The following is a 16,093-nucleotide window of genomic DNA, read 5'->3' as shown; positions in this document are numbered from 1 at the left end:
ATGTGACCTTTAAAGGAGGGAAGAGCAATGAATATTGAAGAATTTAAAAGGGAAGTTATTGAATATAGTAAAACAATAGGCATCGATAAAATTGGATTTACAAGCGCGAATATGTTTGAAGAGCTAAAGCAAAGGTTGATTACACAACAGGAGCTTGGCTATCAATCAGGCTTTGAGGAGTCAGATATTGAGAAACGTGTTGCACCTATTAAACTTTTACCTAAGGCAAGTTCAATCATATCCATTGCTCTTGCTTATCCTTCAAAAATGAAAAACGCTCCAAAAAGTACAAAAGAAGAAAGACGTGGTATATTTTGTCGTGCCTCTTGGGGGCAGGATTACCATGATGTGTTGCGTGACAGGTTAAATAAATTAGAAGTGTTTTTAAAAGAAAAAGTACCTGATATTCAAGTGAAATCGATGGTTGATACAGGTGAGCTTTCCGATCGTGCAGTTGCGGAACGGGCAGGTATTGGATGGAGTGGAAAAAACTGCTCAATTATCACGCCTGAATTTGGCTCTTATGTTTATTTAGGTGAAATGATTACAAACTTTCCTTTTCCGCCAGATACTCCAATGGAAGATCAATGTGGCTCATGTACAAAATGCCTCGATGTTTGTCCAACAGGTGCTTTAGTACAAGGTGGTCAGCTTGATTCATCAAAATGTATTGCTTTTTTAACACAAACAAAAGGTTTTCTGCCTGAAGAATACCGTACGAAAATTGGAAATCGCATCTATGGTTGTGATACTTGTCAAACAGTTTGTCCTGTTAATAAAGGAAAAGATTTTCACTTTCATCCAGAAATGGAGCCGGATCCTGAAATTGCAAAGCCAAAATTAAAACCGTTATTAACAATAAGTAATCGTGATTTCAAAGAAAAATTTGGACATATATCTGGTTCATGGAGAGGCAAAAAGCCTCTTCAAAGAAATGCGATCCTGGCACTTGCGCATTTTAAAGATACAACTGCGTTAGATGATTTAATAAAAGTGATGCACGAAGACCCAAGACCTGTGATTAGAGGTACTGCAGCATGGGCGATAGGAAAAATAGGGGAAGCTTCAGCAGCACACGAGCTACAAAAAGCATATGAAAAAGAAAAAGATTCACAAGTTAAAGAAGAAATCACTAAAGGTTTGTCCTTTCTTCTTACAGAAAAATAAAAGGATGTTAAAAGGCGGCGTTCTATTCTCCGCCTTTTTATGTTTGGATCCTCGATATGTTTTATTGAAAGGGATCATAGTCAATGAAACGAATCTAATTGACTTTACATAAAATCATAGATAAAAGCGAAATAACATGACTAAATCTCAACACCTTCTACATACGTTTTAATAAATACGTTATGGTGGTGATGATCGTGAAGCAGCTAATTTCTGAGTTAAATGAAGCGAAACTTCAAATGCTGATCAATGCTAAATATATAAAAAACGAAAGAAATGATGCTGAACTACAGGCAATACAACGGAAACTTGAATTTTCTGGAAAACGAAATACAGAAATCGTTAAAGGTAGTACAAAAATAAATATTACGAATATTGACACAAGAACAAAAGACCTGAAGGAGGCAAGGTATACATGTCATTCGAAGTGGCTTAATAAGCAAAATGACTTTTTTTATCTTGAAGAAAGAATTGAAAACAGAAAGGCTAGTATTTATAAAGATGAAATTGTTGAAGATCTATTATTGAATCACGAAGGAGACAATGACAGATCCAGTATTCAAATCATGGATGATGATGAAAGGAATAAAGATTCTTCGTATCGTTACGACCGAATGGCGGCTGTTCAATATGCTGAGCGTTGGTGGAATAGTACGAATCCTAAATATAAAAACTTTGATGTGAATTGCACAAACTTTATTTCACAATGCTTGCATGCAGGTGGGGCCCAGATGAGAGGATATCCTAACCGTTCTTCAGGATGGTGGATGCAAAATAATAACTGGAGTTACAGCTGGTCTGTTGCAAATGCAATGAAGAATTTCTTAGCTCAATCCCAAACTGGTTTAAGAGCCGAGCGAGTAGAATCACCGGATAAATTAATGCCTGGGGATGTTATTTGCTATGATTTTCAAGGAGATGGCCGCTTTGATCATACAACGTTTGTCGTAGCAAAAGACGATGAGAATATGCCATTAGTAAATGCACAAACTTATAATAGCCGTATGCGCTATTGGGCATACGAAGACTCGACTGCCTACACACCAAATATAAAGTATGCTTTTTTTCGAATACTTGATGATACCAGTTCAAAGTAACAATGGTATAATGGCTATTGAAATAAATGTTAGTATTTTTCATAGAAACAGACGAGGTGAAAAAATTGGCTTTACATGTTGTACTTTATCAACCAGAGATTCCTGCAAATACAGGGAATATTGCACGTTCATGTGCAGCGACTAACACAACTCTACATTTAATTCGTCCATTAGGATTTTCGACAGATGATAAAATGCTGAAAAGAGCGGGTCTGGATTATTGGGAGTTTGTAAATGTTGTCTATCATGACTCTCTTGATGAATTATTTGAAAAATATAAATCAGGAGAATTTTTCTTTTTAACTAAATTTGGCCAACAGCCGCATACTACGTTTGATTACAGCGATCTTAATAAAGATTATTTCTTTGTTTTTGGTCGTGAAACAACGGGCTTGCCAAAGGATTTAATTCAATCCAATATGGATAAATGCTTACGTCTTCCAATGACAGAGCATGTGCGTTCATTAAATTTATCTAACACTGCAGCTATTCTTATTTATGAAGCATTAAGACAGCAGAACTATCCTGGTCTAATGCTGGACTTTCATAACTAAAGGCTAAGCGCAGGAGCTAAACACAAATAAAAAGGGTGACTCAAACGGTATAGATCTTATCAAAAGGTCTATATCATTTGGGTCACCCTCTTTTTTATCCAACTTACTTTTTAACGCCTGGCTTGCCTTCATATCCAGCTGTAAAAATAGCTGTTAAGAATGCTAAGCTAACACCGAGAATTAAAATAAAACCCATCGTTTTACCTCCTCTACTTAATCAACAGAGAATGAAGGATCTATGTATAGTTTCCCTCTTATAGCTAGTATTATTATAACTCAATTAAGAAGTGATGTGAATCAGGAACAAAGAAAAAGATTCTAGCTTTTTCTTAACAAGAACGAATGTTAAAGGACATCCTCGCATAAAGTGTATTAAACTGCACGAGTTAGAAATAAGTACGACCAATGATGAAGGAGGTCCTTATGGATATCTTAAAAAAGATTGAAAAGTACAGGGAAGATGAGCAGCGCTTAAAGTGGGAAGGAACCTTCGTAGAATATTTGGAGATTGTCAAAGAGAAACCATGGGTTGCCCAATCAGCACATTCCAGGGTTTACAATATGATTAAAGATGCTGGGATTGAAGAAGTTGATGGAAAAAGAACGTATAAGTTTTTTGATCACCAACTATATGGATTAGAAGACGCGCTTGAACGTCTTGTTGAGGAGTATTTCCATCCTGCTGCTAAGCGCTTAGATGTTAGAAAACGGATATTATTATTAATGGGACCTGTTAGTGGAGGTAAATCAACTCTTGTAACGATGCTGAAAAGAGGGTTAGAAGCCTATTCTTTAACAGATCGTGGTGCAGTTTACGCGATTAAAGGCTGTCCGATGCATGAGGACCCTCTTCACCTGATTCCACACCATTTAAGAGATGATTTTTATGATGAATATGGAATTCGTATTGAAGGGAACTTATCTCCATTAAATGTGATGAGACTAGAGCAAGAGTATGGTGGTCGTATTGAGGACGTACGAGTTGAACGTGTCTTCTTATCTGAAGATAAACGTACTGGTATTGGTACATTTAGTCCATCCGATCCAAAATCACAGGATATTGCAGATCTAACAGGTAGCATTGACTTCTCTACAATTGCTGAATATGGTTCTGAATCAGATCCACGTGCCTACCGCTTTGATGGAGAATTGAACAAAGCAAACCGTGGTATGATGGAGTTCCAAGAGATGCTAAAATGTGATGAGAAATTTTTATGGCATTTGCTATCATTAACACAAGAAGGAAATTTTAAGGCTGGTCGTTTTGCGCTAATTTCTGCAGATGAGTTGATTGTTGCCCACACAAACGAAACAGAATACCGTTCCTTTATTTCTAACAAAAAGAATGAAGCCCTTCACTCACGTATTATTGTTATGCCTGTTCCGTATAACCTAAAGGTTACAGAAGAAGAGAGAATTTATGAGAAAATGATCTCTGAAAGTGATGTATCTGATGTTCATATTGCCCCACATACATTAAAGGTTGCGGCTATGTTTACCATTTTAACTCGCCTAAAAGAACCGAAACGCGGAGATATTGATCTGGTTAAAAAGATGAGATTATATGATGGAGAAAGTGTTGAAGGTTTTAACTCTGTTGATGTAAATGAGCTAAGAAAGGAATATAACGATGAGGGCATGTCCGGTATTGACCCGCGTTATGTGATCAATAGAATTTCATCTACGATTATTCGTAAAGAAGTGCCATCCATTAATGCTTTAGATGTATTAAGAGCGTTAAAAGAAGGTCTTGATCAACACGCTTCTATTTCAAACGAAGATCGTGAAAAATATTTAAACTTCATCTCTGTTGCTCGCCAGCTATATGACGACATGGCGAAAAAAGAAGTTCAAAAAGCATTTGTTTATTCTTATGAGGAATCAGCTAAAACTCTTATGGATAACTATTTAGACAATGTGGAGGCATACTGTAATAAAAACAAGCTTCGTGATCCATTGACAGGTGAAGAAATGAACCCTGACGAAAAACTAATGCGCTCAATTGAAGAGCAGATTGGTATTTCAGAAAACGCGAAAAAAGCCTTCCGTGAAGAGATTCTTATCCGCATTTCAGCTTATGCACGTAAAGGAAAGCGTTTTGATTATAATTCTCACGAACGTTTACGTGAAGCGATTCAAAAGAAACTTTTTGCTGACTTAAAAGATGTGGTGAAAATTACGACTTCATCCAAAACACCTGATGAGCAGCAGCTTAAGAAAATTAATGAAGTGGTGGCACGTCTTATTGATGAACATGGCTATAACTCAACTTCTGCGAATGAATTATTGCGTTATGTAGGAAGCTTATTAAACAGATAAATCTGAAATGCTTACGGCTGGCTGACATCTATCTTGTCAGCTTTTTTTATTAGGTATTAAACTTATGTGGTTTCACTCTAAAGATGGACGGGTAATAATACTCTATACCAAAAGAGGTGAATCCATTGAAAAAAACGGTTAACACAATGATTCGAAACATGGATGATTTGAAGAAGCAATCAAAGGATATGGAGAATATGAAAACGAATAAAGAGGTCAAGCAAGAGGGGAAAAGTCCAGATCCCATACAATATGTTAAAAAGAATACTAAGAATTAGAGGGCATCCAACTTAGGGTGTCTTTTTTGAATGGAAAACACAAAGTAAAAATTGAAATGGGAACTTGTCTTATTTTTAATGATTACATGGTAATTTTCTAAATTATTTGTCAATAAATCAATTCTTTCGCATAGGATAGAGTAATCCACAGAATTCAAAACGGATTTGAAAAACGAAAGTATTCATCCACGTTAATGTATGCTGAGGATTAAAAATGTGTGACACTTTTTTTACAACTAATTTTGAAATTTTTAATGAATGTATGACAGATGATGAAAGAAACTAAAAAATTATCGGAGGGGGAACTGTAAAAATGTCTAATCAAGATCAGAATTTCGTTATTTCTCAAGAAGATTGGACCCTCCATCGCAAAGGCCATGATGATCAAACACGCCACCAAGAGAAAGTACAGGAAGCTATTCGCAACAATCTTCCAGATCTTATCACAGAAGAAAGCATTGTAATGTCCAATGGGAAAGATGTAGTAAAGATTCCAATTCGTTCACTGGACGAATACAAAATTCGTTATAACTATGATAAGAATAAGCATGTTGGCCAAGGCGATGGAGAGAGTCAGGTCGGTGATGTCGTAGCAAGAGATGGATCACAAGCAGATGCTAAGGGTCCCGGCAAGGGTCAGGGAGCCGGAGATCAAGCAGGAGAAGATTATTATGAGGCTGAAGTATCTATTTTAGAGTTAGAAGCAGCATTATTTAAAGAATTAGAGCTTCCGAATTTAAAACAAAAAGAACGTGATGATATTGTAATTGAAAACATTGAGTTTAATGATATAAGAAGAACAGGCTTAATGGGAAATGTTGATAAGAAAAGAACAATGTTATCGGCATATAAACGAAATGCCATGGCGGGAAAATCAAAGTTTCACCCAATTTATCCAGAAGATTTAAAGTTTAAAACTTGGAATGAAGTTGTAAAGCCTGAATCAAAAGCTGTTGTCATTGCGATGATGGATACGAGTGGTTCAATGGGCCTTTGGGAAAAATATATGGCTCGTAGCTTTTTCTTTTGGATGACAAGATTTCTTAGAACGAAGTATGAGAAAGTAGATATCGAATTTATTGCCCATCATACCGAAGCAAAGGTTGTTTCAGAGGAAGATTTCTTCTCAAAAGGAGAAAGCGGAGGGACAATTTGTTCATCTGCATACCGTAAGGCTCTTGAGATTATCGAAGAAAAATACCAACCAGCAAGATATAATATCTATCCTTTCCACTTTTCAGATGGTGATAATTTAACATCAGACAATGCCAGATGCGTTAAGTTAGTAGGAGAGCTTATGAAGGTTTCCAACATCTTTGGCTATGGAGAAGTCAATCAGTATAATCGTCATTCAACCCTAATGTCCGCATATAAGAATGTCAATGATGAGAAGTTCCGCTATTATATCCTCAAACAAAAAGCAGATGTTTTCCAAGCAATGAAGAGTTTCTTCAGAAAAGATGAAGATAAAAAGTATGCATAACAACCTTGCCCCAATAGCTTATTGGGGCTTCCTTATGTGAAGATAGGTTTACAAACAATATCTTCCTTACAAACATTTATTTTTTTAGGACAAGCTAAAAATTATAGATCTTCGTCCCGGAGGTTGATTTCTTTGGAGATATTCATTTTAGCAGTTCTTATTATTTTGAACGCCTTTTTTGCAGCTAGTGAGATTGCCTTAATTTCACTAAATGATAATAAAGTAAAGCTAATGGCAGAGAGTGGTAATAAAAAAGCGATAATGTTGGATAACTTATTGTCTGAACCTAGCAGGTTTTTAGCTACGATTCAAATTGGAATAACACTCGCTGGATTTTTAGCAAGTGCCTTTGCTGCGGAAAGCTTTGCAGGAAGACTTGCAAAAGCATTACATGATATGGGAGTGCCAGTGTCAGAAAGACTATTGGGAACTATATCTGTGATTGTTATTACGCTTTTATTATCATACTTTACTTTAGTTTTAGGTGAACTGGTTCCTAAACGACTTGCCCTTCAAAAGGCTGAAGCTATTTCCATGTTCGCCGTTTTCCCTTTAACCATTTTATCAAAGGTCTCATCACCTTTTGTAAAGTTGCTAACTGCCTCAACTAATTTCATTGTCCGACTATTTGGTGTCGATCCAGATGCGGATGATGAAAATGTAACGGAAGAGGAAATCCGAATGATGGTTGATGTTGGCAAGGAAAGAGGAACCATTCAAGAAGCTGAAAAAATTATGATAAACAATATCTTTGAATTTGATAACAAATCTGTCTCAGAAATTATGACACATCGAACAAATATTGTTGCGATCCCTCTTCATTTTACACTTAAAGAAACGGTTCGATTAGTGAATGAAGAAAAGTACACTCGATTTCCAGTGTTTGAAGAAAACATTGATCGTATTGTTGGCATACTACATTCAAAGGATCTCATTCAATTTGTTGAAAATTGTGATGAAAATTCATTCAATATGAAAGAGTTACTACGTGCTCCATACTTTATATTGGAATCTAAGCCAATCGATGATTTGTTTAAAGAAATGCAAATGAATAATATTCATATGGCTATTGCAATTGATGAATATGGTGGAACAGATGGGGTTGTCACAATAGAAGATGTGATTGAGGAAATTGTAGGTAATATTTTTGATGAATATGATGAAATAGGACTGGACTATGAAGAAATTATTGAGCTTGAAGATAATGTTTACTTAATTCCAGGAACGACAAACCTCTATGTTGTTGAAGATCTTCTTGACATTGAAATTTCAAATGAAGATTTTGACACATTAAGTGGGTTTGTCATAGGTCAGCTTGGGTATATACCTGATGAAAATGAAAAGCCTCAAGTCGAATATAACAATATATTGTTTGCAGTCGAAGAAATGCATGATAAGCGCATTCAAAAAGTAAGGGTCACTCCTTTAGAAAATCAAGAACTGGAAGAGGAGTAATGTTAGCCAATTTCTATGATGAAATTGGCTTTTTTCATTAGAACAAGGGGATCTTCAAACATAACTCATTAATTAATCAAACGTTTGTTTAAAGTTGTTTAAAGGATTTTAACTAATATAAATTGTGTTTTAAGAAACGTTCTATTTTTTTGTATAATCGCAAGAAGTTTTCGCAAACTACATATGTCAATAGGATTAATTTACATATAGTAGATTCTTACTATGTGAAATAACACAGAGAAGGGGGCAATTCAATTGATAACATCAATGAAGAAAAAGCTGTTTACTTTAACCAGCGTATTTGTTGTTTTTGCATCTATATTATCTGGTTGTAATACAGCTGAAGAAGCACCGGAAGATACTGCAGAAAACGGTGGCGGTGGCGCCGCAACTGAAGGTGAAGGTACTTATTTAGAAAGAGCTTATGCAGGTGAATTTGATGGAACTAAGGTTACGATGTTTGGTCCTTTTACAGATGCTGACCAAGTAAAGTTTGAAGATAGTATAAAAGAATTTGAAGAAAAAACAGGAATCGATATCCAATATGAAGGATCAAAAGAGTTTGAAGCTACAATCTCAATTCGTGTAGAAGGGGGGAATCCTCCAGATATTGCCGACTTCCCTCAGCCTGGACTATTATCTACATTTGCTAAGCAAGGTAATGTAATTGATGTTTCAACATTTATGGATCAAGAAAAATTAAAAGAAAAATACAATCAGAGCTGGCTGGATATGGCAACAATGGAAGGTCCAGATGGCGAGGTTATGGCTGGAATTTGGAATCGTAGTAATGTGAAAAGCTTAGTATGGTATCCAAAGGCTGAGTTTGAAGCAGCAGGATATGAGGTGCCTGAGACTTGGGATGAAATGATCGCGTTGTCAGAGCAAATTGTGAAAGACGGCGATAATCCTTGGGCAATCGGGATTGAAAGTGGAGCGGCAACAGGTTGGGTAGCAACTGATTGGATGGAAGATATTATGCTTCGTACAACATCACCTGAAAACTATGATAAATGGGTAAATGGTGAGCTTCCATTCTCTTCTCCTGAGGTTAAGAACGCGGCTGAAAAAATGTCTGAGATTTGGTTAAATGATGATTTTGTTTATGGTGGAAGAAAGTCAATTGTGACAACAAACTTTGGGGATGCTCCAAAGCCAATGTTTGATGAGCCACCTAAAACATGGTTACACAGACAAGGAAGCTTTATCACAAGCTTCTTCCCAGAAGGTACTGTAGCTGGTGAGGATTATGATTGGTTCTACTTACCTCCTATTGATGAGCAATATGGTAAGCCGGTTCTTGTTGCAGGTGATATTTATGCGATGTTTAATGATCGTGATGAAGTTCGCGCAGTTATGGAATTCTTTACAACAGGTGAGTCAATTAAATCATGGATTCAATCAGGTGGAGTTGTAGCACCTATGAATGATGCTGATCCTGAATGGTATACAACTGATGTTGAGCGTCGAATGGCAGAATTAATTCAAGAAGCAGATACTCTTCGCTTTGATGGATCAGATTTAATGCCAGGAGCAGTTGGCGCAGGAAGCTTCTGGAAAGGTATGACAGATTACATTAGTGGTACGGTGGAACTTGATCAAGCGCTTAAAGAAATAGATGCAGGTTGGCCGAAATAAAGTATTTTTTACAAATGCTTTAAGCACTATCGGCAAGCATAAGTTTTATAGAAATAAGCCAAGTGTTCAAAATAAATTGTGCATCCTAAGGACTGGACATAATGTCTGGTCCTTCATTATTAATAAAGTTTCAATTGAAAATGAGGTAAGGATTTTTACCATAAGGAGGTAACCCGAGTGATATGGAAAAACAAACATCACCTTCAGTCGCAAAGCTTGTTTTATTAACAATTGCTGTATTTGCAGGGAACTTACTCATTCATTACGGTATATTTCTTTTTCTACGTGATACAGAGATGCCAGCCCTGCTTTATGCAATCTTGGCTATCATTTGGGGAGTATTCGGAGTTTATACCATTTACTACACACTTAACTGGGTAGTTGAACAATACCCTGTGAAACAAAGGCGTATTGTACAGCCGTATGTATTCGTTGGGCCTGCTGTTCTTTTGTTAGGATGGCTGATGTTTATACCAACTCTTCGTACATTATATTTAAGTTTTTTTGGCCCAAATTCAGACAGTTTCGTAGGCTTATCAAATTATTTAGCGGTGTTTACGGACCGTCTTTTGTTAACAGCCTTGCGTAATAATTTGTTGTGGGTCCTATTTGGAGCAACATTATGTATCGTGTTAGGGCTATTGATTGCTGTTTTAGCTGATAGAAGCAGCTATGAAAAAATTGCGAAGGCTATTATTTTCATGCCAATGGCTATTTCGATGGTAGCTGCTGGGGTTATTTGGAAGTTCATTTACTATTACCAACCTGGAGATCAACAAATAGGTTTGTTAAACGCAATTGTTGTTGCGATTGGTGGAGAACCTCAAGCTTGGACAAGTATGAATCAGCCCTGGAACAATATGTTTTTAATTGTGATATTAATTTGGATGCAAACCGGCTTTGCGATGGTCCTATTTTCAGCAGCATTGAAGGGAATTCCAAATGAGTTACTTGAGGCTGCACGTGTGGATGGAGCAACAGAGGTTACAATCTTTTTCAAAATTATTATTCCATACATTTCAGGTACGATCTTAACTGTTTCAACAACCATTATTGTTTTTACATTAAAGATCTTCGATATCATCATGGTTATGACAGGTGGTCAATATGAAACAGATGTAGTTGCCACACAGTTTTACCGCCAATTCTTTATGTACAGAAACTTTGGATATGGCTCAACGTTAGCGATTGTTTTATTAATTACAGTCATTCCTGTTATCATCATCAATCTAAAACAATTTCGCAGGCAGGGGGGATTTTAGGGTGAAATCAAACAAAGGGTCAAAGTGGCTCGTCAATCTAGTGTTAGCTGTCATTTGTCTGATTTGGCTGATTCCAACAGCGGGACTATTTATTTCCTCCTTTAGACCAGCGGCCGATATATTAGATTCAGGATGGTGGACCGTATTTCCTCATAGAGACTGGGTAACAGAGGATCAACTCACACTCGATCCCGATACAGATTTGAGCGAGCCGATTGCGGTAGAAGGTAAAACCTATACAAATGATGAACTAGCTAGTGGTGTTGTTTTAGATGGTAAAAGGCTTATTTGGGAAAACAAACGAAAAAGACTTCTTAATGTTCAAACGAAACAATGGACAATGAATGCAGATTTTACGTTAGAGAATTATCAAACGGTTCTTGGTGGTAAGCAGTATGTGATCACCCTTCCCGGTGGTGGAACAAAAACAGAAAAAGGAAGTAATTTAACACAGTCATTTATTAATACATTTACGGTTTCCATTCCAGCTACCATTATCCCACTGTTAATAGCTACCTTTGCTGCTTATTCCTTTGCATGGCTAAAATTTAGAGGCAGCAGAGCGATGTTTGTTGTTGTCATCGCGTTGCTTGTTGTTCCATTGCAGGTTGCGCTCATTCCTATATTGAAGGATTATACAAACATCGGTTTAAATGGTAGTTATTTAGGAATATGGCTTGCACATACCACATTTGGATTACCGTTAACAACCTACTTTCTTTATAACTATATTAGCCAGTTGCCACGGGATATTTTTGAGTCAGCCTTTATAGATGGCGCGAGTAATTTTACGATCTTCACAAAATTGATTCTTCCATTATCTGTTCCTGCTTTAGCATCGATTGGAATCTTTCAGTTCTTGTGGGTATGGAATGATTATTTAGTTGCATTGGTGTTTTTAGGAAGTCAGCCAGATGTTCAGGTGCTCTCAATGAGAATTGCAGACATGGTCGGGTCACGTGGAGATGATTGGCACTTACTAACAGCAGCAGCCTTTGTTTCAATGATCATGCCGCTTACTGTTTTCTTCTTATTACAACGTTTCTTTGTAAGAGGTTTATTAGGTGGATCTGTAAAAGGATAAAACTAAGTGCAGGGATAAAGCCAGTCATGATGAGGTGTTCATACTGGCTTTAAGCCTGTTTATTTTTAATCGGTGAAATGGAGTTGAAAATGCGTGACGTGGAAAATCGAACGAAATGATCTATCACAGCAGGAACTATTAAACCTAGAAAGCTTATTCTCTTTGGCAAATGGCTACATTGGTGTCCGCGGGAATTTTGAGGAAGGGTATTCGGAAGAGTTCGTTTCAATACGTGGAACATACTTGAATGCCTTTCATGATATAACAGAGATTACATATGGTGAAAAGCTTTATGCTTTTCCAGAAACACAGCAAAAGCTAGTGAATAACATTGATGCTCAATCAATTGATATCTTTATAGACAAAGAGCAATTCTCGCTATTTGAAGGTGAAGTACTTTCATATAAGCGGGTGTTGCACTTAGATCAAGGGTATACAGAACGATTCATTCATTACAGAACTCCTAGTGGAAAGGAAGTAAAATTGCAGTTTCGCAGGGTAGTATCGTTCTCTGTAAAAGAACTTTTTGCAATCGAAGTAAAAATTGAGCCGGTAAATTTTAACGGAGAAGTAAGGATTGTATCAAAAGTAGATGGAGATGTTTCGAACTATGTTAATAGAAATGATCCGCGTGTAGCTGCGGGACATGCAAAATTACTTTCAGTAGAGAACATTGGGGAAAAGGATGACATCGTTTTTGTTGAAGACAAAACGACAAATTCGGATCTTAAGGCTGCTTGCACGACAAAACATATCTTAAATGTTCAAGGAAATAAGACTACAAAAATTCTAGATAAAAGAGCAGAAGTTACCTACACTTTTGATCTAAACGAACCTGTTGAATTTGTAAAATATAATGTTTATACAGATACACTCAGGCACGAACAGGATTTGGTTGAAAAGGGTATCGAGATTCATGGCAATCTTTCAAATCAATCCTTTGAACAGCTCATTCAATCTCAAAAGAACTATCTTGATGAATTCTGGAATGTGGCAGATATAAAAATTGAAGGTGAGGAAAAGCTTCAGGAGGGTATTCGCTTTAACCTTTTTCAACTTTTACAATCTGCAGGAAGAGATAAGTACAGTAATATAGCTGCAAAGGGTCTTTCAGGTGAAGGATATGAGGGACATTATTTCTGGGATACCGAAATTTATATGATTCCTGTTTTCTTACTAACAAAGCCTGAGTTAGCAAAACAATTACTAATCTATCGATATTCAATCTTGAATGGAGCAAGACAAAGGGCCAAAGAGATGGGGCATTCTAAAGGAGCTTTATTCCCATGGAGGACCATCTCAGGATCAGAGTGCTCGGCGTATTTCCCAGCTGGAACAGCACAGTATCACATAAGCGCTGATATTGCCTATAGCTTTATCCAATATTATTTAGCAACAAAAGATATCAATTTTATGGTGGAATATGGAGCTGAAGTTTTAAGTGAAACAGCAAGATTATGGATGGATACAGGTCATTTTTATCAAGATGAATTTAGAATTGACGATGTAACCGGTCCTGACGAATATACATGTCTTGTAAACAATAATTATTATACAAACGTTATGGCAAAGCATAATTTAAAATGGGCCTACTCCATTTTCAATCAGGTGAGGGAAGAGGATCCAGCTTCTTTTAAAGAGTTATCGCAACGCTTAGATCTCACTGAAGAAGAAGCACGAGACTGGAATCAAGCAGCTGAAAAAATGTATTTACCTTATGATGAAGAATTAGGGATCAATCCTCAGGATGATACATTCTTAAAGAAAGCTGTTTGGGATTTTGAGCATACACCAAAAGAAAAGTATCCATTGCTTTTACATTATCACCCACTAACACTATATCGCTATCAAGTGTGTAAGCAAGCTGACACTGTACTAGCTCACTTTTTATTAGAGGACGAGCAGTCGCTTGAAACAATAAAAGCATCCTACGATTATTATGAAAAAATTACGACCCATGATTCATCTCTATCCTCTGCTATCTTTAGTATTATGGCAGCGAAAGTTGGTTATCACGAGAAGGCCTACGACTATTTTATGGAATCTGCGCGTCTAGATCTTGATAATACTCACGGTAACACAAAAGATGGCTTACATATGGCCAATATGGGTGGTACATGGATGTCAATTATTCATGGTTTTGGAGGAGTTCGTGTGAAAGAAAGTGGGCTTTCCCTACATCCTGTTTTACCAAAGCAATGGACACAATATGAATTTACGTTACATTATTTGCACCGCCAACTTCGTGTCAAAGTAGAACGTGAGCAAATGACTGTTTCCCTTGAAAAGGGCGATCGACTTGACCTTACTGTTTATGGAAAAAACATAACATTAGAGGAAGGAAAGCAATATACAGGGGAAATTTCCGAATAGGAGTGATACAGTTGAGTAAATTAAAGGCTTTTATTTTCGACTTAGATGGTATTATAACTGATACAGCTGAATATCATTTTCTTGCTTGGAAGGCTTTGGCTGAAGATCTAAACATTTCTTTTACAAGAGAATTAAATGAAGAGTTAAAAGGAATTTCGAGAATGGATTCACTTGAGAAAATCCTTCAATTTGGTGGAAAAGAGCAAGAATTTTCAGAGCAAGAAAAGCTGGAGTTGGCAACAAAGAAAAATGAACATTATGTTGAGTTAATAAATAGGATCACTCCTTCAGATATATTACCAGGAATTGAAACGTTACTGAGTGATATTAAACAAGCGAACTTAGGAATCGCGCTAGCATCAGCAAGTAAAAATGCCAATATGGTATTAGAAGCATTGAAGCTCAAGGATCAATTTGATTATATTGTTGATGTAACAAAAATTAAAAAAGGAAAGCCTGATCCAGAAATCTTTCTAAAGGCAGCAGAACTACTAAAGGTTAACCCTTCAACATGCATAGGAGTAGAGGATGCCATTGCTGGTGTTGAAGCCATAAAAGGTGCCGGTATGTATGCGGTTGCAGTTGGACCGGAACATTCCTTCCCAAAAGCCGATCTTGTTTATGAAAAAACGGATGATCTTTCATTTAAAGAGATAAGAGAAAGATTTGAAGGGTGAAAAAAGGAGAAATCAATGATTGAAAACCAAAGAATTAAGGAAGCGGAAACAGCATTAAAAAAGTTGCAGGAAGAGGTTTATCAACATAAATGGCGATTGCACTATCATATTGCTCCAGTAGCCAATTGGATGAATGATCCTAACGGGTTTTGCTATTTTAAAGGTGAATATCATCTGTTTTATCAGCATCATCCTTTTGCTCCAAAATGGGACTCCATGTATTGGGGACATGTCAAAAGCAAAGATCTCGTCAATTGGGAGCATCTTCCTCCAGCCTTGGCTCCAGGTGAAACTTATGATAAAGATGGATGCTTTTCTGGCAGTGCAATTGAAAAGGATGGTAAGCTCTATTTAATGTACACAGGTAATGTGTGGACAGGTGAAAATTATGATGAAGAGCTAAAGCAAGTTCAAGCCCTAGCTGTAAGTGAGGATGGAATTCATTTCGAAAAGCTTCCAGAAAACCCTGTTATAACAGAGGCTCCAAATGGTGACATCCATCCATTTCATTTTCGTGATCCAAAGGTATGGAAGCACGATGATCTTTATTATGTTGTGTTAGGTTCAAAAACGATGCAAAATACCGGACAAGTATTAATGTATCGTTCAAAAGATTTGATACATTGGGAATTCGTCAATATTTTGGCTAAAGGTGAGGGTAACTTCGGATACATGTGGGAATGTCCAGATTTATTTACTTTAAATA

The 16,093-nt window shown here is 36.7% G+C and carries 13 protein-coding genes; all 13 read left to right on the top strand.

Annotated features, from left to right (window positions below; genetic code table 11):
• Positions 1–27: 27 nt before the first annotated feature.
• Complete coding sequence (gene queG, locus ACEWK1_RS18675) at positions 28–1,167, top strand: tRNA epoxyqueuosine(34) reductase QueG (protein ID WP_121664521.1); 1,140 nt, start codon at positions 28–30, stop codon at positions 1,165–1,167.
• A 191-nt stretch (positions 1,168–1,358) separates the two neighbouring features.
• The gene (locus ACEWK1_RS18670; RefSeq protein ID WP_212136000.1) at positions 1,359–2,264 is read left to right on the top strand and encodes an amidase domain-containing protein; all 906 of its coding nucleotides are present in this window, start codon (positions 1,359–1,361) and stop codon (positions 2,262–2,264) included.
• A 56-nt stretch (positions 2,265–2,320) separates the two neighbouring features.
• Positions 2,321–2,818 (top strand): tRNA (uridine(34)/cytosine(34)/5-carboxymethylaminomethyluridine(34)-2'-O)-methyltransferase TrmL, encoded by a 498-nt coding sequence (gene trmL, locus ACEWK1_RS18665; protein ID WP_098798201.1) that lies wholly within the window; start codon positions 2,321–2,323, stop codon positions 2,816–2,818.
• 423 nt (positions 2,819–3,241) lie between these two features.
• Positions 3,242–5,137 carry a PrkA family serine protein kinase gene (locus ACEWK1_RS18660; protein WP_121664522.1) on the top strand — a complete coding sequence of 632 codons (1,896 nt, stop codon included), beginning with the start codon at positions 3,242–3,244 and terminating at the stop codon, positions 5,135–5,137.
• Between the two features lie 125 nt (positions 5,138–5,262).
• A complete protein-coding gene (locus ACEWK1_RS18655; RefSeq protein ID WP_162987538.1) occupies positions 5,263–5,415 on the top strand; it encodes a hypothetical protein in 153 nt (50 codons plus the stop codon).
• Positions 5,416–5,728: 313 nt separating this feature from the next.
• On the top strand, positions 5,729–6,898 hold the full coding sequence (gene yhbH, locus ACEWK1_RS18650; protein ID WP_121664523.1) for a sporulation protein YhbH: 1,170 nt from the start codon (positions 5,729–5,731) through the stop codon (positions 6,896–6,898).
• Between the two features lie 126 nt (positions 6,899–7,024).
• Positions 7,025–8,353: a hemolysin family protein gene (locus ACEWK1_RS18645; protein WP_121665170.1), complete on the top strand. Its 1,329-nt coding sequence runs from the start codon at positions 7,025–7,027 to the stop codon at positions 8,351–8,353.
• Between the two features lie 267 nt (positions 8,354–8,620).
• Positions 8,621–9,991: an ABC transporter substrate-binding protein gene (locus ACEWK1_RS18640; RefSeq protein ID WP_212136572.1), complete on the top strand. Its 1,371-nt coding sequence runs from the start codon at positions 8,621–8,623 to the stop codon at positions 9,989–9,991.
• Positions 9,992–10,173: 182 nt separating this feature from the next.
• Complete coding sequence (locus ACEWK1_RS18635; protein WP_098798189.1) at positions 10,174–11,253, top strand: carbohydrate ABC transporter permease; 1,080 nt, start codon at positions 10,174–10,176, stop codon at positions 11,251–11,253.
• A 1-nt stretch (position 11,254) separates the two neighbouring features.
• On the top strand, positions 11,255–12,337 hold the full coding sequence (locus ACEWK1_RS18630; protein WP_121664524.1) for a carbohydrate ABC transporter permease: 1,083 nt from the start codon (positions 11,255–11,257) through the stop codon (positions 12,335–12,337).
• Between the two features lie 93 nt (positions 12,338–12,430).
• Complete coding sequence (locus tag ACEWK1_RS18625) at positions 12,431–14,710, top strand: glycoside hydrolase family 65 protein (protein ID WP_212136001.1); 2,280 nt, start codon at positions 12,431–12,433, stop codon at positions 14,708–14,710.
• Positions 14,711–14,721: 11 nt separating this feature from the next.
• On the top strand, positions 14,722–15,387 hold the full coding sequence (gene pgmB / locus ACEWK1_RS18620) for a beta-phosphoglucomutase (RefSeq protein WP_212136002.1): 666 nt from the start codon (positions 14,722–14,724) through the stop codon (positions 15,385–15,387).
• A gap of 15 nt (positions 15,388–15,402) precedes the next feature.
• Positions 15,403–16,093 (top strand): glycoside hydrolase family 32 protein (locus ACEWK1_RS18615; RefSeq protein ID WP_416636550.1); only part of this gene is annotated, 691 nt, incomplete at its 3' end.

It is taken from the genome of Metabacillus sp. YM-086 (assembly GCF_048059995.1).
GTDB lineage: Bacteria > Bacillota > Bacilli > Bacillales > Bacillaceae > Metabacillus > Metabacillus litoralis_B.
The sequence above is the reverse complement of the archived record's forward strand: the minus strand, read 5'-3'. Positions and strand labels throughout refer to the sequence as shown.

Bases quoted from the DNA above. Each gene is read 5' to 3' on its own strand.
- ACEWK1_RS18660 (WP_121664522.1), top strand. From the start codon at position 3,242: ATGGATATCTTAAAAAAGATTGAAAAGTACAGGGAAGATGAGCAGCGC.
- ACEWK1_RS18670 (WP_212136000.1), top strand. From the start codon at position 1,359: ATGATCGTGAAGCAGCTAATTTCTGAGTTAAATGAAGCGAAACTTCAA.
- ACEWK1_RS18640 (WP_212136572.1), top strand. From the start codon at position 8,621: ATGAAGAAAAAGCTGTTTACTTTAACCAGCGTATTTGTTGTTTTTGCA.
- ACEWK1_RS18635 (WP_098798189.1), top strand. From the start codon at position 10,174: ATGGAAAAACAAACATCACCTTCAGTCGCAAAGCTTGTTTTATTAACA.
- queG (WP_121664521.1), top strand. From the start codon at position 28: ATGAATATTGAAGAATTTAAAAGGGAAGTTATTGAATATAGTAAAACA.
- yhbH (WP_121664523.1), top strand. From the start codon at position 5,729: ATGTCTAATCAAGATCAGAATTTCGTTATTTCTCAAGAAGATTGGACC.